General features: G+C 37.4%; 17 protein-coding genes and 1 tRNA gene. 6 read left to right on the forward strand and 12 right to left on the reverse strand.

Going from position 1 to position 24,112, the window contains the following annotated elements; genetic code table 11:
- Window positions 1-28 precede the first annotated feature (28 nt).
- The 3 genes from AL022_RS00075 to AL022_RS00085 all read right to left on the reverse strand — a co-directional run bounded on the left by AL022_RS00075 (window position 29) and on the right by AL022_RS00085 (window position 5,397).
- Window positions 29-1,000 (reverse strand): M23 family metallopeptidase, encoded by a 972-nt coding sequence (locus AL022_RS00075; RefSeq protein ID WP_014934171.1) that lies wholly within the window; start codon window positions 998-1,000, stop codon window positions 29-31.
- Window positions 1,001-1,194: 194 nt separating this feature from the next.
- The gene (gene dnaK / locus AL022_RS00080; protein ID WP_014934172.1) at window positions 1,195-3,111 is read right to left on the reverse strand and encodes a molecular chaperone DnaK; all 1,917 of its coding nucleotides are present in this window, start codon (window positions 3,109-3,111) and stop codon (window positions 1,195-1,197) included.
- A gap of 171 nt (window positions 3,112-3,282) precedes the next feature.
- Window positions 3,283-5,397: a MutS-related protein gene (locus tag AL022_RS00085; protein WP_014934173.1), complete on the reverse strand. Its 2,115-nt coding sequence runs from the start codon at window positions 5,395-5,397 to the stop codon at window positions 3,283-3,285.
- Window positions 5,398-5,587: 190 nt separating this feature from the next.
- Between AL022_RS00085 and AL022_RS00090 the strand changes: the two genes are divergently transcribed.
- Window positions 5,588-6,997: an Npt1/Npt2 family nucleotide transporter gene (locus AL022_RS00090; protein ID WP_041546156.1), complete on the forward strand. Its 1,410-nt coding sequence runs from the start codon at window positions 5,588-5,590 to the stop codon at window positions 6,995-6,997.
- Between the two features lie 252 nt (window positions 6,998-7,249).
- Window positions 7,250-7,958, forward strand: a protein-coding gene (locus AL022_RS04200; RefSeq protein ID WP_420888362.1) for an IS6 family transposase whose coding sequence is annotated in 2 segments (ribosomal slippage) — window positions 7,250-7,450 and window positions 7,452-7,958 — 708 coding nt in all. Because the reading frame shifts where the segments join, the coding sequence is not laid out codon by codon here.
- Window positions 7,959-8,033: 75 nt separating this feature from the next.
- Here the strand turns inward: AL022_RS04200 and murA are convergent.
- Genes murA through AL022_RS00115 form a run of 3 tightly spaced genes read right to left on the reverse strand, consistent with a single transcriptional unit; the run spans window position 8,034 to window position 12,297 of the window.
- The gene (gene murA, locus AL022_RS00105; RefSeq protein WP_014934178.1) at window positions 8,034-9,341 is read right to left on the reverse strand and encodes a UDP-N-acetylglucosamine 1-carboxyvinyltransferase; all 1,308 of its coding nucleotides are present in this window, start codon (window positions 9,339-9,341) and stop codon (window positions 8,034-8,036) included.
- 37 nt (window positions 9,342-9,378) lie between these two features.
- The gene (locus AL022_RS00110) at window positions 9,379-9,975 is read right to left on the reverse strand and encodes a DUF4290 domain-containing protein (protein ID WP_014934179.1); all 597 of its coding nucleotides are present in this window, start codon (window positions 9,973-9,975) and stop codon (window positions 9,379-9,381) included.
- Between the two features lie 33 nt (window positions 9,976-10,008).
- Window positions 10,009-12,297, reverse strand: a complete 2,289-nt coding sequence (locus AL022_RS00115) for an ATP-dependent helicase (protein ID WP_014934180.1) — start codon at window positions 12,295-12,297, stop codon at window positions 10,009-10,011.
- Between the two features lie 254 nt (window positions 12,298-12,551).
- Here AL022_RS00115 and AL022_RS00120 point away from each other — a divergent pair, with 254 nt between their 5' ends.
- From AL022_RS00120 to AL022_RS00130, 3 genes are all read left to right on the forward strand, one after another.
- The gene (locus AL022_RS00120; protein ID WP_014934181.1) at window positions 12,552-13,862 is read left to right on the forward strand and encodes a lipase family alpha/beta hydrolase; all 1,311 of its coding nucleotides are present in this window, start codon (window positions 12,552-12,554) and stop codon (window positions 13,860-13,862) included.
- Window positions 13,863-13,902: 40 nt separating this feature from the next.
- Window positions 13,903-15,342: a CCA tRNA nucleotidyltransferase gene (locus tag AL022_RS00125; protein ID WP_014934182.1), complete on the forward strand. Its 1,440-nt coding sequence runs from the start codon at window positions 13,903-13,905 to the stop codon at window positions 15,340-15,342.
- Window positions 15,343-15,743: 401 nt separating this feature from the next.
- Window positions 15,744-16,505 (forward strand): RNA methyltransferase, encoded by a 762-nt coding sequence (locus AL022_RS00130; RefSeq protein WP_014934183.1) that lies wholly within the window; start codon window positions 15,744-15,746, stop codon window positions 16,503-16,505.
- A 38-nt stretch (window positions 16,506-16,543) separates the two neighbouring features.
- Here AL022_RS00130 and AL022_RS00135 read toward each other — a convergent pair whose 3' ends face one another.
- From AL022_RS00135 to asnS, 3 genes are all read right to left on the reverse strand, one after another.
- A complete protein-coding gene (locus AL022_RS00135; RefSeq protein WP_014934184.1) occupies window positions 16,544-17,761 on the reverse strand; it encodes a ubiquitin carboxyl-terminal hydrolase family protein in 1,218 nt (405 codons plus the stop codon).
- 215 nt (window positions 17,762-17,976) lie between these two features.
- Window positions 17,977-18,049 (reverse strand) — tRNA-Lys (locus AL022_RS00140).
- Between the two features lie 127 nt (window positions 18,050-18,176).
- Complete coding sequence (gene asnS / locus AL022_RS00145; protein ID WP_014934185.1) at window positions 18,177-19,595, reverse strand: asparagine--tRNA ligase; 1,419 nt, start codon at window positions 19,593-19,595, stop codon at window positions 18,177-18,179.
- A 111-nt stretch (window positions 19,596-19,706) separates the two neighbouring features.
- On the opposite strand from asnS, the gene rpoN reads away from it, so the two are divergent.
- A complete protein-coding gene (rpoN, locus tag AL022_RS00150) occupies window positions 19,707-21,125 on the forward strand; it encodes an RNA polymerase factor sigma-54 (protein WP_014934186.1) in 1,419 nt (472 codons plus the stop codon).
- A 79-nt stretch (window positions 21,126-21,204) separates the two neighbouring features.
- Here rpoN and AL022_RS00155 read toward each other — a convergent pair whose 3' ends face one another.
- From AL022_RS00155 to AL022_RS00165, 3 genes are all read right to left on the reverse strand, one after another.
- Entirely contained in the window at window positions 21,205-21,912 is a 708-nt protein-coding gene (locus AL022_RS00155) for an IS6 family transposase (protein ID WP_041546162.1), read from the reverse strand.
- 358 nt (window positions 21,913-22,270) lie between these two features.
- Window positions 22,271-23,398 carry a DNA polymerase III subunit gene (locus AL022_RS00160; protein WP_014934190.1) on the reverse strand — a complete coding sequence of 376 codons (1,128 nt, stop codon included), beginning with the start codon at window positions 23,396-23,398 and terminating at the stop codon, window positions 22,271-22,273.
- 326 nt (window positions 23,399-23,724) lie between these two features.
- A complete protein-coding gene (locus AL022_RS00165; protein ID WP_014934191.1) occupies window positions 23,725-23,982 on the reverse strand; it encodes a type B 50S ribosomal protein L31 in 258 nt (85 codons plus the stop codon).
- Between the last annotated feature and the right edge of the window lie 130 nt (window positions 23,983-24,112).

Here is a 24,112-nt window from a genome sequence, read left to right on the forward strand (position 1 = left end):
TGCTAAAGCCCTTACCCCTAACCAATTGCTAAAAATTTGAACAAAGGGCTTGTATACGATATGCTGATTGCCTACGAACTTCCTCATATTCAGCCGGAGTAAGTTCTCCTACGAAATATTGTATTGGATTTACACGTTTTCCATTGCAGTAGACTTCATAGTGAAGATGGGGAGCTGTTGAGTCGCCTGAATTACCAACTGTACCAATCTGTTGCCCTCTCGTGATCTGTTGTCGTTCTTTAATGATAATTGTATCCATATGGGCGTAGTGGGTTTTAAAGCCATTGCCATGTTCGATTAGTAAATGGTGGCCATATCCCTTTTTGTCTTTTTTGATCCATTTGATATATCCATCCGCAGCGGCATAAATGGGTGTATGCATAGGTGCCGAAAAATCAACCCCTTCATGCATTTTAAATATTTTATAAATTGGATGGAGGCGTCTACCAAAATGACCAGATATTCTTTTCAAATGTTTTTTAGAAACAGGTGGGAAAGTAGGAGTAGAAGCAAATTTCGCCGTTTTCTGTTTTGCAAGGCTCATGACTTGATCATAGGATTTCTTTTGAATGGTGAGTTGGCTCGCCAATTGATCTACTTTAGACAATGTTTGCGCAATTAAAGTATCTTTCCCTAAGTGGGCATATTTGTTAACCCCTCCGATGCCCGCATTGCGTTCTGTAGCAGAAAGTGGGGCGGTATTCAATAAAACCCTATAAAGGTCATCATCGCGTTGTTGCAGAGTCGCTAAGAGTGCCGTACTACTTTCTATTTTTTTTTGTACGAAATCGTAATAGGCCTTAAGTTTTTCATTGTCTTGCCACAGTGCTGCTTCCTTGGGAGAAGGAACATGATCTTGATAATACCGCACCATACCAACGGCCAACAATACCGAGAAAAATAAAAAAGCAAAAGTACGTAAAATAAAAGTTGATACAGACGGGCGCACAGGCTCATAGCTGCAAGTAGCAGGGTTATAATAATACTTGGTTTTAAGCATAAAAAATATATAATGATAAAATATATAGACCCACGCTATTTGAATTTAAAAAAAACTACTAAGAGAATCAACTATTATTGGGTTTTAAAAGGGCAGTAGGAGGGGACATGACAGACTATTATCAGCGGGTGCAATATAAAAAAGCGGCTTTCTAAAACCAAATTAGAAAGCCGCGAAAAAAAGAATTAAAAATACTATTTTACTTCTTCAAATTCTGCATCTGTCACATTGCCACTGTCTTCATTACCATTTTTTTGCTCCATAGTAGGATCAGATGGTTTTTGAGTAGCCTGCGATTTTTGGTAGGCTCTAACCTTTACCTCTTCCCAAATTAGGTTAAGCGGTTCTAATGCACGATCAATAGCCTCTATATCTTTTGTTGCATGTGCCTTTTTCAAATCCGCTAAAGCAGATTCTATCTGCTTTTTATCTGCTTCTTCTACTTTATCACCCAATTCCTTGAGTTCTTTTTCTACTTTAAATATAAATAAATCTGCTTGGTTTATTTTATCTATTTGCTCTTTTTCTGCTTTATCTGCCGCTTCGTTGCGTTCTGCTTCTTCTTTCATCCGTTTGATTTCATCTTCGGTTAAACCAGATGAAGCTTCAATGCGAATTTTTTGTTCTTTTCCCGTTCCTTGATCCTTGGCTGAAACATGTAATATACCATTCGCATCTACATCAAAAGCAACTTCTATTTTTGGGACACCCTTGGGAGCAGGTTGTATATCAGATAAATGAAACTGGCCAATAGTGCGGTTGTGCTTGGCCATAGGTCTATTGCCTTGTAACACATGTACCGTAACGGAGGATTGATCGTCTGAAGCAGTAGAGAAAACTTCTGATTTTTTTGTCGGAATAGTAGTATTGGCTTCAATCAATTTCGTAAAAACACCCCCTAAAGTTTCAATACCTAGTGATAGTGGAATCACATCCAGCAATACAACATCCTTTACTTCTCCTGTTAAGACCCCTCCTTGGATAGCGGCCCCTACGGCTACCACTTCATCAGGATTCACACCTTTAGAAGGTTTTTTACCAAAAAAACGGGCTACTTCTTCTTGAATTTTTGGTATACGGGTAGAGCCACCCACTAAAATAACCTCATGAATTTTATTTTGTGGATCAGCAATGTCGCCAAAAGCATCTTTTAAAGCTTGCCTACAAGGGGCAAGTGTACGTTTTACCAGGTCATCTACCAGTTTTTCAAACTGCGCCCTAGATAGTTGCTTTACCAAGTGTTTAGGGACCCCATCAATAGCTGTAATGTAGGGTAGATTGATCTCTGTAGTGGTTGCACTGGAAAGTTCTATTTTGGCTTTTTCAGCAGCCTCTCTGAGGCGCTGTAGCGCAGTTGGGTCTTTTCTTAGATCAACCCCTTCTTCTGTTTGAAAATTATCTGCTAGCCAATCAGTTATTTTTTGGTCAAAGTCATCTCCACCTAAATGGATATCGCCATTGGTAGATTTAACCTCAAAAACGCCATCACCTAGCTCTAGGATAGAAATATCAAAAGTACCCCCCCCTAAGTCAAATACTGCAATGGTGATATCCTTATTTTTTTTGTCCAAGCCATAAGCCAAAGCAGCAGCCGTTGGTTCATTAATAATTCGTTTTACCGTCAAACCGGCTATTTCTCCTGCCTCTTTAGTAGCTTGCCGTTCTGCATCGTTGAAATAGGCAGGAACGGTAATAACTGCCTCTGTAACCGTTGTGCCTAGGTAATCTTCTGCAGAACTTTTCATCTTTTGCAAGATAATAGCGGAAATTTCTTGCGGTGTATAGAGGCGATCACCAATCCGCACACGGACGGTATTGTTGGCTCCGCTTTCTACCTTATAAGCCACTTCATTCAGCTCATTGGCCACACTACTGTATCCCTTACCCATAAAACGCTTGATGGAGCTTATGGTATTGTGTGGATTGATGATGGCCTGACGTTTGGCAGGATCACCTACTTTGCGTTCACCCTGTCCACTATTTAAAAAAGCTACTACCGATGGAGTAGTTCTTTTTCCTTCATTATTAGGAATGACCACTGGCTCGTTGCCTTCCATAACGGCAACACAGGAGTTAGTGGTTCCTAAATCGATTCCAATTATTTTTCCCATGTCTAATTTCTATTTTGTTTGTATTGGACCATGCGCTCTATATCGAGCTACTTATTTAGCTTCATTTAGATTGGGATCCTACAAAGTCCATGCCAAATCCATTAGTTTGTAGCAAATTGTGTCAAAATGACATAATTTGCGTATACATACTACTTTCAAAATGATGGCGTACTATTCTCTAAAGCTTTTGCGGTACCGTTCTGGGTGGTTGATAATATCTCTGGCTTGTTCCAACATTTCGGTTGCATACCCCTGATCTGCTAGTATATCAATCGCAATCGTTTGGTTTGAAGCACCAGGGATTACTTTATAGGTGTAGTGAATTTTTCCATTTTTGCCTATAGATTTGATAAACACTTTATAGTTCTTAAATCCTTTTTGGGGTTCACGTTGTTGTAAAAGCATGACCACTGGATAGTGGGTCGCTACTATATTAAAAGCATTGCTATATTGGGCAATATAATTTAATACAGAATATTCTGCTGCTGCCCCCTCTACTGGATTGGTGCCACTAAAAGGTTCATCAAAAATAGTAAAACTAAATTCCTCTTTTTTTAACTGTTTTAATAATTTTAAATGAGACTGAAAACGATCTACTTCTGCCATAAAGAGTGATTTACCCGCAGCAATGTCATCGGTAATCTCTATATAGGTATTGATTTTGCTAAATGGGGTCAATTCACAGGATTTAGCTGGCGTAATACCAAATGTTTGGCTTAACACAACCGCTGTAGCCACACCTGTTAAAAAGGTAGATTTACCACCTGCATTGGGACCGGTAACAATAACATTACATGTATTATTTAGCGCATCCATAGTCAGATCATTCCCAACCGCTGTAGTAGGGGTAAGCATCGGGTTCCACATTTCAACAAGTGCCAATCGAGGTTTTGTATAGGCTTTAGGTGGTAACAATTTGGCAAATGTATAGCGATGTGGCCCATTTAGCGCAGCTGTTTCCTCTATAAGGGTGGCGATAGAGACAAAAGCATCTAATTCCCCTAAGGCATACATGGCATCATGTAAAACAGCCTTATGGGCTAGAAAAAGCTTGTAACTGGCCAATAGCTTTCCGGCATGATTCCGGAGATAGGACCAAGAACGGAGGGGCAACTCCTCTAGATAACGCAATAAATTCCCTACTTCAGAGGATTCGTTTAGATGGGCCAATAGCCTGTTAATGGGTTCAAGGTTTAGGCCATAGTGTGCTGCTAAAGTAGGATTTTGCTGTACCAATGTATCGATCTTTTTAGCCGTTATCAAAAAGTTTTGTACATCTGCCATACGTAAAGCAAGGTGGTGCAACACGCCTGCATATTCTTTGTAGTTGCGATATCCTTTGTAATATTGATAGAAGGAATGTATGGTATATAATATAGTCGGAACATAAAGTACAGCACTAAGATCATGAGTACTACCACCTGCTTGTTTAAGTTCTTGAATTCCTATGTAGGTATGGTATATATTATATACAGGTAGCCAGTTTAGGTACAGCTTTGAGAATAAGTTCCTACTGGTATGAGGAGGTATAAATTGATAGAATATTCCTGCAATAGGCAGCCCTATTAGAGGATACCAAATATAATTACTATAAATGTTCCAAATATCTCGGAGCCATATTTTTTTGGTTTGCAATGCAGTAGCCGATTTATTTGAAGCAGCAGAACCGGTATAAAAGAGTCTGGTCAAATATTTGTCATATTCTTTGGGATAGAGCGGGTCTGTTTCAGTCCAAAAAGATAACATTGCTTTTTCAGATGGTTGGTAATGTTGCAACGCACTTTTTAAATCATTGTAAAGTGGTCTGTCTTGGCACAACAAAGCTACAAACTGCTGCCGTTTTGTAAGGGATTCCAGATCCGCAATAGGTGCGCCTATTAGTGAAGCAAGCGCCCCCTCTCCTAAAACTGTAAGGGTCTTATTGATTCTAGATAAAAAATGATAATCTGGTGCAGTAGTGGTCCCATAAAAAAGATGCAAATCATTCCAACCATATGGGTTGAATAAGCTTTGCTGATAGCGCTTCTGATAGTAACTACTTTTGGCAAAAATTTCATTGAATACTACATCCCGCTCTGCTCTTGGTGAAAGATGGATTTGGGTAATATCTATATTCGATGCTTTGGCTTCTTTAATTTGATTGGCCTTTGGAAAAGGCTTTACGGATTCAGAGAATGATTTTAAATAGTGATCCGCCAATTGGGTAGCCATCGAGGGAGCCTCTTCAACAGCTATAGCAAAAGTTGGTAAACAAAATAAAAAGGATAAATATGAAATAATACGCATAAAAATTAAGAAAAAGAAAATAGCGTGCATGTATTCACTTTAATCAGTTGGTATAAAGCGAAGACAACTGCAACAACCTTATGTAAAAAACGCACATAGATGCTAAATCTAGTTTAACAAAACTATGAAATATACATAAATTTTTACTAAATTAGGGTTAGAAACAAAATTTTTGATGCAAAAAACCACTATGATACAACCCATTTCTTTACTGTGGTTAAAAAAATGGTTACAAGTTATTTTCCCTATTAGAAAGGGGGAAAAGCAAAAAATTTTTCTCCTTCTTTTTTTAAAATTTCTTATTTCTTTTGTCTACTGCATTTTAGTTGCACTTAAAGATACCGTTTTGGTGACCGCTGATGCTTCTGCTGCTGAGGTAATTCCTATTATAAAAGGATTTATTATTTTTCCTATTTCTATAGGGGTCGTTCTATTGTACACAAAATTAAACAATTGTTTAAAGCAGTCTACCCTCTTTTATGGTACCATCCTTTTTTTCTTAGCCTTGATTCTTTTATATGGTTTTCTGCTATATCCCCATGCAAATAAAGTAAGTCCCTATGCTATGGCAGATTGGTTCAGTAGGTATACAGGTGGTAAATATTTGCATTGGATTACTGCATTCCGCCATTGGATCCACGTATTATTTTTTGTGGTTGCTGAACTTTGGGGACAAGTGGCACTGATGTTACTCTATTGGAGTTTTGTAAACCATGTTTGTAAAATTCAAGATGCGAAACGCTTCTATGCTATTTTAATTGCTGCAGGAGATGTTGCACTGATTATTAGTGGGCCACTGGTTCTAGCGTATACTAAAAAATATAGCCATAGTGATTTTGTATATACGGTACAAGCCTTAGTAAAGTATGTAGCTTGTAGTTGCGTAGCCATTTTATTGACCTACTGGTTTACCAATCGTATGGTAAAACCAGGTCTTATAAATGTAAGCCGTAATGCCCCTGCCCAAAAATTACATTTATCGCTCTGGAAGAGTCTAAAACATGTGGCTTCTTCGCCATATTTAGGAAATATAGCCATTATGGTGGTTGCCTGTGGACTATCCATCAATATTGTAGAAGGGACCTGGAAATCTTATCTGAAAGAAGCCTTTCCAAGGGCGGTAGATTATCAAACTTTTATATCCAAACTAAATTTTTGGACCGGGATCATTGCGCTGCTGCTCTCTCTTTTTTTTAGCGGAGGTATTTTAAGAAAATTTGGGTGGAGAAAAACTGCACGGATTGTACCTGTAATGATTGGGATAATGGGTTCTCTATTTTTTTTAATGAGTTATACTAAAAATCATGCACCTTTCTTAACAAACTGGATCGGATCTAAGCTGGTTTTATATATTGTGATCTTTGGTGGCGTCCATAATATAATGGCAAAATCTATCAAGTATGCGTTTTTTGATAAAACAACCCAAATGGCTTATATTCCACTTGATCCAGAGGCAAAAATTAAAGGGAAAGCAGCTGTAGATCTATTGGGATCTCGCTTAGGAAAAGCAGGTTCTTCTTGTATCCAAATTGGATTGCTTGAACTGCTACATACCAGTAGCATGCAACCGCTTTCAGGTATATTATTTTTTTTTTGCTGATCACCAATATTATGTGGTACCGCGCAGCTGGTAATATTGATGAACAACTCCATAAATTAGAAGCAGAAGGCGCTAAAAATAGTTAGTAATTCGTCTGTTGGATGGAGGTTAAAATGGCTGAGCATTATATATTTCAACTAATTTTGATACATTCATAATTGGATCCTTTGGTAATTTTGGTTCTATTTGGTTCTGTCTCGTCTGTTTTAAGGAGTAAATTATTTTAGTAATTTTAGTCAAAAATTGACTAAAATGTTTAGTATTACCTGTAGATTATTGCCCTATTTTAAAGGATTTTGTTCATCACCAGAGTTAATTCTTCTATTTGTGTATATGAAATGTCGTTTTTCATTAAGCTATAGAGACTTGGAAGAGATGATGCGTATGAGAGGCGCAAAGATTGACCATTCTACTTTACAAAGGTGGGTCATTAAGTTCATTCCACTCATAGATCAAGAAGATAAGAAAAAGAAAACGCCCCGTTGGTAGTAGCTGGAGAATGGATGAAACTTACGTCAAACTAAATGGTAAGTGGATTTATTTATATAGAGCAGTAGATCGTTATGGAGATACAGTTGATTTTTTTCTAAGTGCACATAGAGACAAGTCTGCAGCTATTTCTTTTTTTCGTAAGGTTATCAAAGATAATAACACTCCAGCCAAAGTGGTAGTTGACAAAAGCGGTAGTAATAAGGCGGCTCTTGATACGTTAAATACAGAAATAGATCAAGATCACAAGATTCAAATATTTCAAAATAAATACTTGAACAATAGAATCGAACAAGATCATAGGTTTATCACAAAACGGATAAAACCTATGTTGGGATTTAAAAGTTTCCATTCAGCTAACATTACCATTACAGGAATAGAAAATATTAGAATCATTCAAAAAGGACAATTAATCGGATCTAAAAAACAGGTATCTACTTTTGAGAACTTTGCTAAACTTATGGTCGCATAATATCCAAAATTCAAGACAAGGAATAGAACTATACAAAATCAAATACAGATGCGACAGAACCAGAAGATTTTGCATCTATGAAACCCTTTCAATTGATGCACCTAAGTTATTGAGGCGTTGGTCAATGCATTCATATCCTCGATCAATTTGGCCAATATTTTCAATCGTACTTGTGCCTTCTGCAGCTAGTGCAGCAATTAATAAAGCGATGCCAGCTCTAATATCACTTGAACTCATATGGGTACCCTGTAGCCTATGGTGAGGGCCTAAGCCTACTATATGGATCCTATGTGGATCGCATAAGACTAGCCGTGCACCCATTTCAATCAAGTGGTCTACAAAAAAGAGCCTGCTTTCAAACATTTTTTGGTGGATTAAAATATGACCTTGTGCATGTACAGCAGTTACAACCGCAATACTAATTAAATCAGCAGGTATACCTGGCCAAATTGCATCATACAGCGTTACTAGCTTCCCATCCATTTCTGTTTTAATAGCATGGCAAGGTTGCAATGGAATATGCAATTTATGCTCTTGTGTTTCTATCACAATACCCAACTGTTTAAAACAATACCAAATGGGTGCAAAAAATTTAATAGGCACATCTGTAATCGTTAGTGCTGATTGGGTAGCTGCAGCTAATCCAATAAAACTTCCAATTTCCAATAGATCGGGCAAAATGGTATGGGTAGTGCCCCTGAGTCCTTGTACGCCCTCTATGGTTAATACATTAGAGCCAATACCTGTGATACGCGCACCCATGGCTATCAGCATATGGCAAAGTTGTTGTATATGCGGCTCACAAGCGGCAGGATAAATAATGGTTTTGCCTTTGGCCATGCTGGCAGCCATAATCAAATTTGCGGTGCCCGTTACCGATGCTTCTGGCATCAGTACATCAGCGCCCTTCAACGCAGCGCATTTCGCTTCCCAAGTTGCTTTGGCACCATCGTAGTAAAAAGCAACCCCTAATTGTTCAAATCCTTCAAAATGCGCATGTAAGCCTCTGCGTCCAATTCGGTCTCCTCCAGGCTTTGCTATGGCTACTTGCTTAAAACGGATTAAGAGCGGAGCCAGTAACATAATAGAGCCCCTTACTTTAGTGTACGTTTGTCGGAATACTGTGGTACACATCACCTTTTTATCAAGATCCATTGCACAAAATTGATACCCTCCATCATCCAATGGGGTAATGCTAACCCCTAGCAGGACCAGTAGTTTCATCAGATGTTGTACATCTGTAATGTTGGGAATATTGTATAAAGTCACAACTTGATCGGTCAGTAAGGTGGCACATATCACCTGCAGTGCTTCATTTTTTGACCCTTGTGGTTTAATGGTGCCAGACAATTGGCGCCCTCCATGGATAATAAATTTGCCCATTGCTTTAATTTTATACTACCCTATGTATGGGGCCTAGCTACTTTTTAGCAGTGCTGACTTTGATTTGATACTTGTTTCTAGACTTTTGACCATTTACACCTTCATCTGGTAGTGTCCGTATTATTTCTACATCAAGTATTGTACCATCTGGTATCATTCGCTTGATATCTTGCATCATTCTTTCATTACTGATGTAATCGTTGTTCCATGTGCTACTAAGACGGCGCATAAGCTTTCCAGCTGCTATAAGCATTTGCTGCTGTTCTTTAAGCGTGAGCAAGGTAGTAATTTTTTTCAAAAGTGATTCCATATGTCGCCCATAATATTTGTATCTGATTAGCTTAACAAAGGGCATATGCGCATAATGGGGTTGACTACTTTCTCGTTTAATAGGTTTGGGATTGGGGCTATCGATATCTAACTTGTAATCTGACAGGATAAAAAGATCACCCCAACGTTTTTCAAGAGATTCTGCATTAGGATTAACCACTTCCATCAGCTTTACAATACTATGGGCCTTTTGCGTGCGAACCGATTTATCCTTAATCGCTGCGATTTGTTCCATAAGCTTTTGTATATTTCTACCATACTCTTTAAGGATTAAAGGCGATCTAGTTGTATTATAGTCGTACATTATGGGTTATTGGGTTATAATAATAAATAATATTCAATAGGCCTTCTGTTTAGAAGGCAGTATCTCTAGTTTTGCATAATTTAACAATAAAGTCTTTTCCCCGAATTTATGAAAAAGAATAACAGCTTTACGCATGGTTGAAGATTCCACCAACTGCAAGACTTTTCCTACACCAAAATGAAGATGTTGGACAGTATGGCCAACCTGTATAGCACTAGGATCAGTAGGAATGCGTAGTCTAGCAGGTGCCACCATGGGGCCAATAGTGCGGATCGGTTTGTTGGACTGCTTTTGGGTGGCCATAGGCTTACCAGTATGGAGCGTATCCGTCGCTACCCTTTTAGCCATAGCTTTGGTTGCCGTATGGTCCATCCAACCCATCTCTTTTAAAAAACGACTTGGCTGAACATTGGCTAATTTGCCAAATCGGTATCTGCTTAATGCATAAGACAGCGTTAATTTTAGTTGGGCACGGGTAACAGCTACGTAAAGAAGACGCCTTTCTTCTTCTAAGTCTGCTTTGCTGCCCAACATCATAGCAGAAGGGAAGAGCTCTTCTTCCATGCCTACCAGGTATACGCATTTAAATTCTAGCCCTTTTGCCGCATGGATCGTCATTAGTGTAATGGAATCTTCATTTGAATTTTCTTTATCTGCACTAGTAATCAATGCTATTTCTTGTAAAAAACTGCCTAGAGTTGGATCATGGTGGTCAGGGTGGTCTACAAACTGTTTGATGCTATTTAACAGTTCTTGGATATGTTCATAGCGGGTTAATCCCTCTACTGTTTTATCTTCATGAAGTTCCTTGAGTAGACCAGATGCTTTGGCCATGTAGTCTGCTATAGCATATGCATTTTCTTTTTCTAGCTTTAAAGTAGCGGTATGAATCAATGTTACAAAACGGGCTACAGCGGCTGCAGTAGCACCACTTAAAAAGTCATTTACATTACCCAGTACAGTCCAGAAGGGAACCATTTTTTCAGCTGAAATAGAAAGAATTTTATTAATAGTAGTAGGGCCTATTCCCCTTCTAGGGAAGTTAATAATCCTTCTAAAAGCTTCCGTATCATTATGGTTTACTACCAAACGCAAATAGGCTAAAAGATCCTTGACTTCTTTGCGTTGATAAAACGAAAGTCCCCCAATGATCCGGTAAGGAATATTCTTTTTACGGAGTGCTTCCTCAAAATTCCGGGATTGATTATTGGTACGATACAAGATGGCAAAATCGCGATAAAGCAGTTGGTGGTTCAATTTTTCTGCTAAAATATTATCTGCGATCAACCGACTTTCTTCCATATCTGACATAGTCGTCAGCACCTCAATGGGGGCACCCATAGGATTGGCGGTCCAAACTTTTTTCTTTAATTGTGTTTCGTTATAGCTAATAATACAGTTGGCTGCATCTACAATATGTTGGGTAGAGCGGTAATTTTGTTCCAGCTTGATCATTTGATGATCAGGATAGTCATGGACAAAATGCAAAATATTTTGAATATCGGCACCTCTAAATGCATAAATACTCTGTGCATCATCTCCCACTACGCAAATATTTTGGTGGTAGGCAGCTAGTTTTTTTGCAATACAGTATTGAACCAAGTTGGTATCTTGAAACTCATCAATAAATATATAGCGAAATTGTTGTTGATACTTTTCACTTAATGCAGGATGATCATATAGCAGCTTATGTGTCTGTACCAATAGATCATCAAAATCCATTGCACCAGCTTGCAAGCAGTAATGGGTATATTTTATAAAAATTTCACTAAATCTAGGCATACGCATATAGGCATCCTCTTTTTGATAGGTTGGATCTGCAGCGTAGCCCTTTGGCGTAATCAATTTGTTTTTAGCATGGGAAATACGTCCTAATATAATACTTGGTTTATATACTTTCTCATCAAGATCTATTCCCTTAATAATTTGTTTGATAAGTGACTTACTGTCGTCTGTATCATAAATACTAAAATTGGAAGGATATCCCAAACTATTGGCTTCATATCGCAATAGTTTCATAAATACACTGTGAAAGGTTCCTAGCCATATCGCTTTAGTGCCATTGCCTACTACCTGGGTGATCCGTTGACGCATTTCAGAAGCCGCTTTGTTGGTAAAGGTTAAAGCGAGAATTTGATCAGCTGTTGCTTTGTTTTCCTTAAGGAGATGGGCTATTCTGGCCGTTAATACTTTGGTTTTACCTGAGCCAGCACCTGCTACCACAATGGAGGGACCTTCGGTATGGGTAACTGCTTTTTTTTGCATCTGATTAAGTCCAGAAAGATAGGATGCTTCTGTAGCTGGTTTCGTTGTGATGACCATTTTACTTTTATATTGGATGCAATCTAAGCAAGTCTGCTTTGATGGTTTAAACCTTCCATAGGGATTACATTTGTGCGTTGGTAAATGGGTAAGCCAATTTAATAAATAGTTAGATAAAGGCCAAACAAGGGGTTGCCTATACTATCCTCATCGGGCCCATCTTTTTAAAATAGATCAAAAGTGCTATATTTAAATACTGTAGGAAATTATTAAACCATTTTCGTCACTCTTTTATATTATAGAAGTTTACCAGTATGCGCTATATCATAGGGATGCGTAAGGCCCTTATTTCCATTGGTCGATCTAGTTGCGTGGTTTCTTTAGCGCTAGCTGTTGGTTGTAGCAGTAAAAATTGTGTACGCAAACATAGCAAAGATAAAGTACCACTTCCACTAAATCCCCAAACACTATTGACGTCAAAAGCTTCATTAGACAAAACTGATGCCATTACAGCAACCTTGTATTGCTCAAATAATCCTAATCCGTATCCAAAAAAAGTAAAGAAATTGAAACGAGTCCCTAAAGTAGAAGAGAGCAAACAAGCTATTGTATTGTTGCATGGGTTGCATAGGCTGTCTTATGATTTTGCTACTATGCAGGCAGTTTTAAAAGAAAAATTTCCACATGCTAGTATACTGGCCTCAACAAGTCTGAATAAAGATCCTAATAAAAAAGGGATACTAAATTCTTTTGAGTCCCCTACTACCTTACTTCCTATAAGCGAGCAAGCTGACTCAGTATATAAAGAAATAAAAGCAATGCTTCCTGGTAGGCATATCGTAATTATCGGCCATAGCCAAGGGGGATTGCGGGGATTTGTTCTGGTTAAAGAATACCGCTGTCGTTTAAAGCAGGAAGGTATCGATATTAATCATTTAATCACTATAGGCACACCATGGAAAGGCGCGCCCGTAATGGACCACATAAAAAATATCAACGGGTTTCAGCAAGAATTTAAAAAAATAGAACCTACTTTAGATAAAATACAAAAAAATTATGGAAAAGATGTAATCAAATATTTTTTTAAATTTAAACCCGAATTAGCTCAAAAATGGCCTAATTTGTACAGCATAGCAGTCACATATTTTATGAATAAAGTATGCCCTGGCGCTGCCATATTAGAACCAGAGAGTAATTTTATATGTGGTTATGTTGCTAAAAATCTCCAACAAGTTGATATTCCTATTACCGCTATTGCAGGTGTTTTAACTGATTTTTCCAATCTTTTTCATCCGTTTTCATCCTCTATTAGCGCTGAGGCATTGAATAAACTGAATGCTACCTATGCACGTTTGATTGGTGGCAATGAAACGTCTGAGCATGATATGTTGCTTCCTGTTGATACACAACATGCAGAAGGATTTACTAAATCAAATTTTAAATGTATAACCGTATACGGTGCCTGTCATGGTAATAAAGTAGGTCGTACAGTAAAAGAAGGCATTGCCGAGCTCAATAATAGGAAGGTTATACAAAAGGTAGTGGAGTCTATAGAAGCTACTTTTTACGAAAACAAAGAACAGATATCTATGGAAAATCCAGAACTATGTTCTCCTGCTGCTTAGCTAGGTATAGCATAAAAGAGATCATTTAAAAAATAAAATCTTGGACAGTCTAAAAATTAACAACTGTATCGTTTCCTTGGATAGAATCGTGGATCATCCTGTGTTGCGTCAAATCGGGGAGATGGCTGATGCCCTTTCATTGGAAACCTATGTAGTGGGAGGATTTGTACGTGATTTGTTTTTAGGCCGTGTTGCCAAAGATATTGATATTGTATGCGTAGGAGATAGTATTGTACTCGCACAAGCTGTAGCACAATACAAAGATGTTCCAGTTACGTTTTTTAAACGTTTTGGTACCGCTATGTTGCAATGGGATGAGTGGGCATTAGAGTTTATAAGCGCCAGAAAAGAATCCTATGTGCTGACCTCTCGTCATCCAAATGTATCAACAGGAACACTTGCTGATGATCAAATGCGTCGAGACTTTACCATTAATACAATGGCTGCCTCTTTAAACAAAGGAGATTATGGACGATTGGTAGATCCATTCAACGGCCAGAGCGATTTGATGCATGGTTTGATTAGAACCCCTTCTAATCCCTATCAAACCTTTTCAGATGACCCATTGCGGATCATGCGTGCTATACGTTTTTCGACTCAGCTTCATTTTACCATAGTACCAGAAACATGGTTGGCCATGACAACTGTTCAGGATCGATTGGCTATTGTAGCTCAGGAGCGTATCTCAGAGGAGCTTCATAAAATAATCATGACTGATCGGCCTTCTTATGGGTTTAAACTTTTATTTGATGCCAATCTATTATCCGTTGTACTACCAGAATTACACAACCTTGCAGGGAAAGAACAAATTGGATGCCATTCTCATAAAGACAATTTTTTCCATACCCTTGAAGTTTTGGACAATATATCCCACCATTCTAGTAAATTATGGCTTCGTTGGGCAGCTGTTTTGCATGATATCGCTAAACCATTGACGAAAAGATTTGATCCCATACATGGGTTTTCTTTTCATGGCCACGAAGAACAGGGTGCTAGAATGTTGCCTAAGATTTTTAAAAGAATGCGCTTCCCTATCACTAAAGAAGTATTGGGCTATGTACAAAAATTGGTTAGGTTGCATTTACGTCCTATAGCCTTGGCCCGTGAGGTCACAGATGGCGCAATACGGCGTCTTTTGTATGAAGTTGGTGATCATTTAGAAGATTTATTTTTGTTGTGTAGAGCTGATATAACTTCTAAAAACGAGGACAAAGTGCAACAATATTTGGCCAACTTTGATAGGGTACAGCAGCGCGTCTGGGAAGTAGAAGCGCGTGATAAAATTAGAAATTTTCAACCTGTTATTACGGGTCAAATTATTATCCAAACATTTGGATTAAAACCATCTCCTCAAATAGGCCTTATTAAGAACGCAATTAAGGAGGCTATATTAGAAGGTACAATTAAAAATAGATACCAAGAAGCATTGGATTATATGTTAATGCTTGGTAAGCAGTATGGGCTATCCCAACTGATTTGATTTTGTGCCATCTATAGTAGCTCGAAAAATTCGGATAAAAATATTTTATACAATCTTTAGACCCTATGGACACAAGGCAACCTTTTTTGGGATGGTTTTTTTGGATGGTTTCGAAAATAGTTGTAATATTATAGTACGCGTTATGGTTATTTATATACATTTTTTCTATTTTTGATCTATGATTTCATTTAAAACTGGCTTTTTAATTGCTATAATATTATTCTTTTTACCTTTTTTATCATTGCTTTTTATATTAAAAATTGCTATGGTGCCATGCATCTTTGCAATCTATTATTTGTTGTTTCATTATGTAAAAGCTAAGTACGCTCGTAAGTAAGTTGCTAAGCCATTTTTGTGCTACTTTTTGATCCAGCAAAAAGTAGCATAAAATGTGTCTATATATGTATCCTACCTTAAGTAAAAACAAAGCTACATTTATCCGTCAGCTGGGGGTTAAAAAGCATCGTCTAGCGCAAGCTGCTTTTGTCTTAGAGGGTAAAAAAGGTATCGAGGCCTTGCTTTCTTCTGATTATACCATAAAATGTATCGTGGGTACCTCTTCTTTTTTTTTCGAAAATAAAAATATTGTTGCAACCTTTCCTAGCACGATGGAAGCATTTGAGGCGCCGAAGGAGCTCCTTTCTAGGTTGGGGTCTTTGGTCCATAACTATCAAGTACTGGCTGTGGCGGCTATACCGAAACCTACTGAACCTCATTTACCATTGATGGGTGTAACCCTTGCATTGGATGGCATACAAGATCCTGGAAATTTAGGGACGATCATCCGTATAGCAGATTGGTATGGCATACGAACCATACTTTGTGCGCAAACAACTGTGGATCTATATAACCCAAAGGTACTCCAAGCCAGCATGGGCTCTTTTCTAAAGGTGGACCTACATTATGTAGATTTGCCAGGCTATTTACAAAATCTAAACCTACCTATTGTAGGGGCTATGCTAAAGGGCAAACGGGTAGGCGATTTTGCCTTTCCAGACCATGGAATATTAGTCATTGGGAACGAATCCCATGGGATTCAGCCTGCCATACAAGCAGTGGTTACAGATGCTGTTTGTATTCCTAGGTATGGCACTGCCAATTCTTTGAATGCAGCTGTAGCCACAGCTGTTTTATGTGACCATTGGAAAGCAGCTCTTTGCTAAGACATCTAACCAGCATATACAAAAAATCATAGTCTATATTATTTCTTTTTATAAAACAATAGATAGGCTTGTTTAGATTTATCTATAGCTGTTGACTCGCTCATTTGAGTTATGGACGAATCATTTGCTTCGTACCATTTTTCATTGCGTTTTACGTAGGCTATGTAGTGGCCACCATTTGTACTTCCTGTGTGTAGAATAAATCCATGTAAATCAAAATGAATAGTTTCGTTTAAATTAGGATCTGGCTTAATCGTAAGCTCAAATGTTCCATCAACTGCTGTTTCGATTTTAGTGTTTTCGTTTGTAAACCGCTTCAATTGTACATACAATATAGAAGGTATTTTACTTTTACTCATCACGTGTTGCTGAATGTAAGATTGTAATTTCTCAGGGTCCTGATTTTGAATTTCTAGATTATTTTCATTTTCTTTTAAAAAAGAAGACTTAGGACCCTTGTAGTAAGAACAGCGCGTTGGATCTTTTGTTACACACGGATCTGTCACTAATTCTTCTCTGCTCAATGCAATCATCTTACTCAAAAAACATTGAGTGGTTTTTTGCTCATCCAGAGATACAAATAATTGGCGTTCCTGCTTTTCGTCCTCAATAGAGTTAAATTGCTGATACAAATTCTTTTTATTCTTTTTTGTAGTTTTAAAAAGGAATCGGTTACCACAGCCAACACGATCAAGATTTAGCTCTTTTTCTAGATTAGCGATAAATTCATGAGGATCTTGTTGTGTGCCTGATTGTGCCTCTTTTGCCATCTTTTGCGCATTTTCTGGTAAAGACGTCACAAATTTTTCCATCTCCTCACGCTTTAACGGCTGGTGACCATTATTTATTTTATTGACCAAATTTTTTAACCCACTATGGCTTTTTATCTTGTCTTCATACAACGCTGCAATAATCTGCAGCACTGCATTCATATAGCAAGTATTGCCGATGTTAGGAAGGCCAGCAAAATCAGTCGGACGAGCGGGGGAACTGGACCGACTTGAGGAAGCGCTACCACTAGAAAAATTTGAGGAACCACTGGTGGCAGAAGATGGTCCACCACTGCTGTCACTCGCATAACCTGAAGAGGTGCTAGATGCTGAATCAGCGTTATCTATAGCCGTAGGCATAGTAGGGGTAGGCTTAGGGGTAGAGGTGCGCTTATGGTTACAACTATCGCAACTCCCTCCTGTTACATAGGTAGTAATGATGACAAGCAACCAGATGAGTTGATGGGATATATATTTTTTAGCCATATTACATAGATTTATTTTGTAAACGGACCTTAATTAGGCTAAAATAGCGACATTGAGGATGTAGACCAACCAACACTAATGCCATACACCATATGCTACCAATGAACCTTTAAAAAACTTATGCTTTTTAAAGGTTTTAAAGTTTAAATGGCGGAAATTTGTAATAAAAGAGACGGGCATTTATGCTTTATATTTTATTTGTTGACGTAAAAACGTGATTCCGCTGGGACTCGAACCCAGGACCCTCTCATTAAAAGTGAGATGCTCTACCAGCTGAGCTACGAAATCCTTATTAACACCAGCAATTGTAAATTTATCTATTTTTTAGCGAAAATAAAAATAAATAAAATATAGTGGCCCGAAAAATTAGGACAACTTTTATTTAATTTTGTTTCCTTACCTGCGAAAGAGCCATTTAACAAGGTACATGACCTGGTGTACGTGGAAATGGAATCACATCACGTATGTTTTCCATACCCGTTATAAACAATATCAACCGGTCAAGCCCTAAACCAAATCCGCTATGGGGTACGGTACCAAAACGTCTGGTATCCAGATACCAGTTTAGATCTTGAATAGAAGTACGCTGCATTGCTTTTTCTAAATAATCTATGCGCTCTTCTCTTTGGGATCCTCCAATAATTTCTCCTATACCAGGGAAAAGCACATCCATAGCTGCTACTGTTTTGCCATCATCATTTTGTCGCATGTAAAATGCTTTGATATCTTTTGGGTAATCCGTTATTACTACAGGTCTTTTAAAATGATGTTCTACCAAATAACGTTCATGTTCTGATTGAAGATCCATACCCCAGTCGGTAACAGGATAGACAAACTTACCTTGCTTATTTGATTCAGCTTCCTTTAAAAGGGCAATGGCTTCTGTGTAGGTAATACGCGCAAAAGGCTCTGCCAATACGAATCGCAACCGTTCTAACAGCCGCAGCTCAGCTCGATCTTGTTCGTTGCTATAGTTAAGCAAACGTTGGTTCAAAAAATCCAGTTCTGTGGGACACTGTTTTAGTACATAGTCTAATAAGCATTTTAACAACGCTTCTGCAAGCGCAATAGTATCCTCTAGGTTATCAAAAGCCACCTCTGGTTCAACCATCCAAAATTCTGCTAAGTGTCTGGTTGTATTAGAATTTTCTGCCCTAAAAGTAGGACCAAAGGTATAGACTGCCCCTAGTCCCATGGCTGCTGCTTCTGCAGCAAGTTGTCCAGATACTGTTAAGTTAGTAGCCTGATTAAAAAAATCTTCTCTAAAATCAATACTACCATCTAGATTTTTAGGTAAGTGGGCAATATTCAGGCTGGTTACACGAAATAATTCTCCTGCACCTTCTGCATCAGCTGCAGTAATAATAGGCGTGTGAAGGTAAAAAAAACCACGCTCATGAAAAAAATGGTGAATTGCATAACTAACGGCATGTCTAATGCGAAACACGGCACTAAAGGTATTGGTGCGAAAACGAAGATGTGGCCATGTGCGTAGAAATTCTAACGAATGGGCTTTGGGTTGTAAGGGATAGTCTGGCGCATTACCTAGTAGGGTCAGTTGGGAACCATGTAATTCCACCAATTGATTGCTACCTTTTGAAGCTACTAGATTGCCAGATACTGCAATACTAGCACCTGTAATCAGTTGGTTGAGCAGTGTCTTGGGAAGTGCAGATGGTGCCATAACTACCTGTAGGTTTTGTTGGCAAGAACCATCATTTATCGTAAGGAATATAACTTGTTTATTGATACGTTTGGTGCGGATCCAGCCTTTTGCTTCAATTGCACTACCTACTGTGCCAAATTGTAAAAGTTCTTTAATTTTGTGATACAATGTTATGCTCTTTATTAGTATAGGAATAGTATGGAAAGATTCATATTTTCTTACATACCCAGTAAGGTCTAATCTATAAATAGTTTTTATGTAATCCAACTGAATGCTAAGATGCAGAAGTTACAATTAGAACAACGGTTAACCCAGAGATTGTCGGGACAACAAATTCAATTTATTAAGTTATTACAAGTACCTACTGTAGCACTTAACGACTATATCTCAAAAGAGGTCGTTACGAATCCTTTATTAGATGAGGTAAAAGAGGTGGCAAGTGAAGAACTATCTTGCCTATCAGAACAACTTGCTCAGGATTTTTCTGATTATCGTTCAATTGATTTAAATAAAAAAATATACAAAACAGAGGCTCATCCCACGCGTGACCTTTGGACGCCAGCTATTGTTTCACTACAAGAAAAATTGAGAGAACAACTTCATTTGCTCCACTTAAATAAGATAGGATATATAATAGGTGAACATCTAATTGGTAGTTTAGATCAAAATGGCTACCTTTCATGTGATTTGGAAACAGTGTTACAAGATCTTCATGTAATGCATTATTTAGAACTGTCTCTAGAAGAAGTTGAAGAAGTATTAACCGCTATTCAGGATTTAGATCCACCTGGCATTGCAGCTAGAAATCTACAAGAGTGTTTATTAATTCAACTGAAAGGGCAAAATCAGAAAGATCCACTTATTCAGTTGTCACAGCGTGTGGTAAGTAGTTGTTTTGAAGCTTTTACGAAGAAACACTACGGCGTAATGGTTAAAAAATTAGGCGTTACTGACACAAATTTTTTAAAGAAAGCACTGGCACATATTGCTCGGCTTAATCCTAGGCCAGGCCAACATAATAATGGAATAGGGTATGGCAATGAGTATCTTACTCCAGACTTTATAATTTTAGAAAATCGAGGAAAACTTAGTGTTGAACTGGTTCACTACCCGATTTATAAGCCACGTTTTAATAAAAGATATCTTAATATACTGGAAACGTATGAGAAAAAACGTAAACAAGATTTAAAAAGTCAGGAGATGATTGCTTTTTTAAGAAAAAATCTAGAGCATGCCAAATGGTTTATGGAAGCGCTGAGTCAGCGGAGTGAAACACTTTTAAAAACTATGGAAGCAATTTTACAACTGCAATATGCTTTCTTTTCAGAAGAGGAAGAAACTGATAAATTAAAGCCAATGGTTTTGCAGCATGTAGCCGATAGAGTTGGTATGGATGCGTCTACTGTTTCAAGAATTGTCAACCAAAAGTCAGTACAAGGTAGGTTTGGTGTATATCCTCTAAAGTTTTTTTTCTCTGAAGCCATCAACAGATCTACTGGAGAAGATATTAGCAATAAGGTTGTTAAAAACAGAATTTTAGAATTAATTAATACTGAGCATAAAAAAAATCCTTACTCGGATGAACGTATTGTAGCGTTATTGGCAGCTGAGGGATATAATGTGGCACGCCGTACCGTCACTAAGTACAGAAAGCAATTGCATCTACCAGTTGCTAGGTTACGAAAGATACTGATATAATCTGTGGGATTCGGATGCGGTTCTGTCGCATCTGTATTTAATTTTGTATAGTTCTGTCTCTTGTCTTCAAATTTGGATATTATGCGGCCATAAGTTTAGCAAAGTTCTCAAAAGTAGATGCTTGTTTTTTAGCTCCTATTAATTGTCCTTTTTGAATTATTCTAATATTTTCTATTCCTGTAATGGTAATGTTAACAGCATGAAAACTCTTAAATCCTAACATAGGTTTGATCCGTTTTTTAATGAATCTATGATCTTGTTCAACTCTATTATTCAAGTATTTGTTTTGAAATATTTGAATCTTCTGATCTTGATCTATTGCTGTATTTAATGCATCAAGTGCAGCTTTATTGCTACCGCTTTTGTCAACTACCACTTTGGATGGAGTGTTATTATATCTGATAGCCTTACGAAAAAAAGAAATAGCTGCAGACTTGTCTCTACGTTCACTTAGAAGACAATCAACTGTATCTCCATAACGATCTACTGCTCTATATAAATAAATCCACTTACCATTTAGTTTTACGTACGTTTCATCCATTCTCCAGCTACTACCAACTGGGCGTTTTCTTTTTCTTACTTCTTGATCTATGCGTGGCATGAACTTAATGACCCACCTTTGTAAAGTAGCATGATCAATCTTTGCGCCTCTGATACGCATCGTCTCTTCCAAGTCTCTATAGCTTAAAGAAAAACGACATTTGATATACATAAATAGAAGGATTAACTCTGGTGATGCACACAATCCTTTAAAATATGGCAATAATCTCAGGGTAATAGTAAATATTTTAGTCAATTTTTAACTAAAAATAATAAATTAACTGACGCCTTAAAACAAATGCGACAGAACCGTCTTTACTGCAACAATTGTTGAATTGTGTTAAAGCTTGTTCTTCTATATTTAAACCATAAATATGAATTTTTTTATCCATGACAAATCAAGTAAATAAATCCAGATTTCACGTTACGCTACTAAGCGCTTCTTGTAACAGATCTAGTGATAAGCATTGTACCATACTATTGGATAATTTATAACGCAATATAGCCTTACTGTGCCAGTCTATAATAGCTGAAAAATAGATAAATCTTGCTTTAGTTCTAATATAAGCAGTATCAGCACGCAAATACAGCCCCGCTTGAAATAGCTAAATAGAGGCAAAAATATTTATGATTTGAATGGACATATGGAGGTAAACCATTTTTGGATTGCCATTTCGTTCTACATAATAATAAGCCTGCATCAATTGTGTTATAATCTCTTTTAATTGGTTTATGCTCACATTAAGACCAAATTTCTTGAGAAACGTTGCCTCAGCAGGCAAACCTAGTTGAAAAAGTGGATGATTGAATTTGCCCAATAAGGTGGCTCTACTCATCTGTAGTGCATAAGTAAAAAAATTCTTTTGTACTTCAATAGATAGTTTATAAAATACTTCAGCTTGGGCAACTAATTTAATCAAATTACCACTATAGCAACAACGTATCCACTGACTAAAATAGTCAAAGTTTTCCCTAACACTTTGCTCGATCAGTTGAAAAGCTTTAGACAGATTCCCTTGAGCTAGAAATGCTATCTCTTTACATCGATGGGCATCTAAATCGCTATAGCTATTGCGCAACATTTGCTCAATGGCTTCTTCGGAAAAAGGAGGAATAGCATGGTGTTGAGCACGTGATCGAATGGTTGGTAATACTTTTTCACTATTGGAACCCACCAATAAAAAAACAGTAGATGGCGGTGGCTCTTCTAAGGTTTTTAATAGTGCATTAGCTGCTGTATGATGGAGATATTCTGGTAGCCATATGCAGACAACTTTATATGGCCCCATAAAAGGTTTTAAGCTAAGTTGTTCGATAATTTTACCAACCTCTTTTTTACTAATTTGACATTGTTTACGATCAAAGTGCATAGCACTAATCCACTCTTCTAACGTCAAAAAAGGATTTTTTTTAAGCAAATTACGGAATGTGTCTAGATAATTCCTATCTGATTGCGCATCAAAAATTGCACTACTAGTTTTTTTAGGAAAAATTAGTAGCAAATCCGGATGGGTCAATTGTTCCATGCTGGCACAGGAAAAACAATTGCCACAAGCATTTGTTTGCTTAGGGGATCTACAATTTAGATAAGTAGCAAAGGCTAATGCTAAAGCAAGATTTGCAGAACCAGTAGGACCTATAAAAAGCTGCGCATGTGCTACCTTATCGGTAGCAGCCATTCTTATTAAAGCATTTTTAAAAGCGTAGTGGTCAGGTATCTTGGCAAATTGCATATCAAATAATAGATTTAAATCTTTGCTACTTGAACACCTAGTCTATTCCCTTTTTTTAGCAACACCATATACTTACAACCAGCTAATGCATATAGGAAGAAATTTTTATGTATCCTGCATTACTTTCTGATTAATTGAAAACTACAAAAAATTAACCCCTGATGCAAAAAATTGATCTAACAGATATGGTTAAAAATGCAAACATCAAAAGGAACTTTGACACAACCACTAACGGGTTCCTTGAATTGCGACCATTGACTAAACGTAATACCAAACTATATGTATTGGTTAGAAGAAACAATAGACTTTATAGATTATTAGTCTATTTAAATAGTAACATTTTTCTTTTTGTACTTTTGATTGAAACGCTCAATCCTACCTGCTGTATCTACAAAAATTTTCTTACCTGTATAAAAAGGATGGGAAACATAACTAACTTCTACTTTAAACAAAGGATATGTTTTTTTATCTTCCCACTCAATAGTTTCTGATGTATGTATAGTAGAACGCGTCATAAACTTAGCACCACTAGAAGTGTCTAAAAAGACAACTGGCCTATATTCTGGATGAATGTCTTTTTTCATAAGTATATTAAATAGTATAATTGACTGGATAAAACTATCCCTCAAATCTAGGAAAATTTATCCATTATCTCTACGTTTCTTTGGTTAAAAAATAGTACTTTATCCTCTTAAACTTTTGATTAATCAGAAA

Source organism: Cardinium endosymbiont cEper1 of Encarsia pergandiella (assembly GCF_000304455.1).
Classification (GTDB): Bacteria; Bacteroidota; Bacteroidia; order Cytophagales; family Amoebophilaceae; genus Cardinium.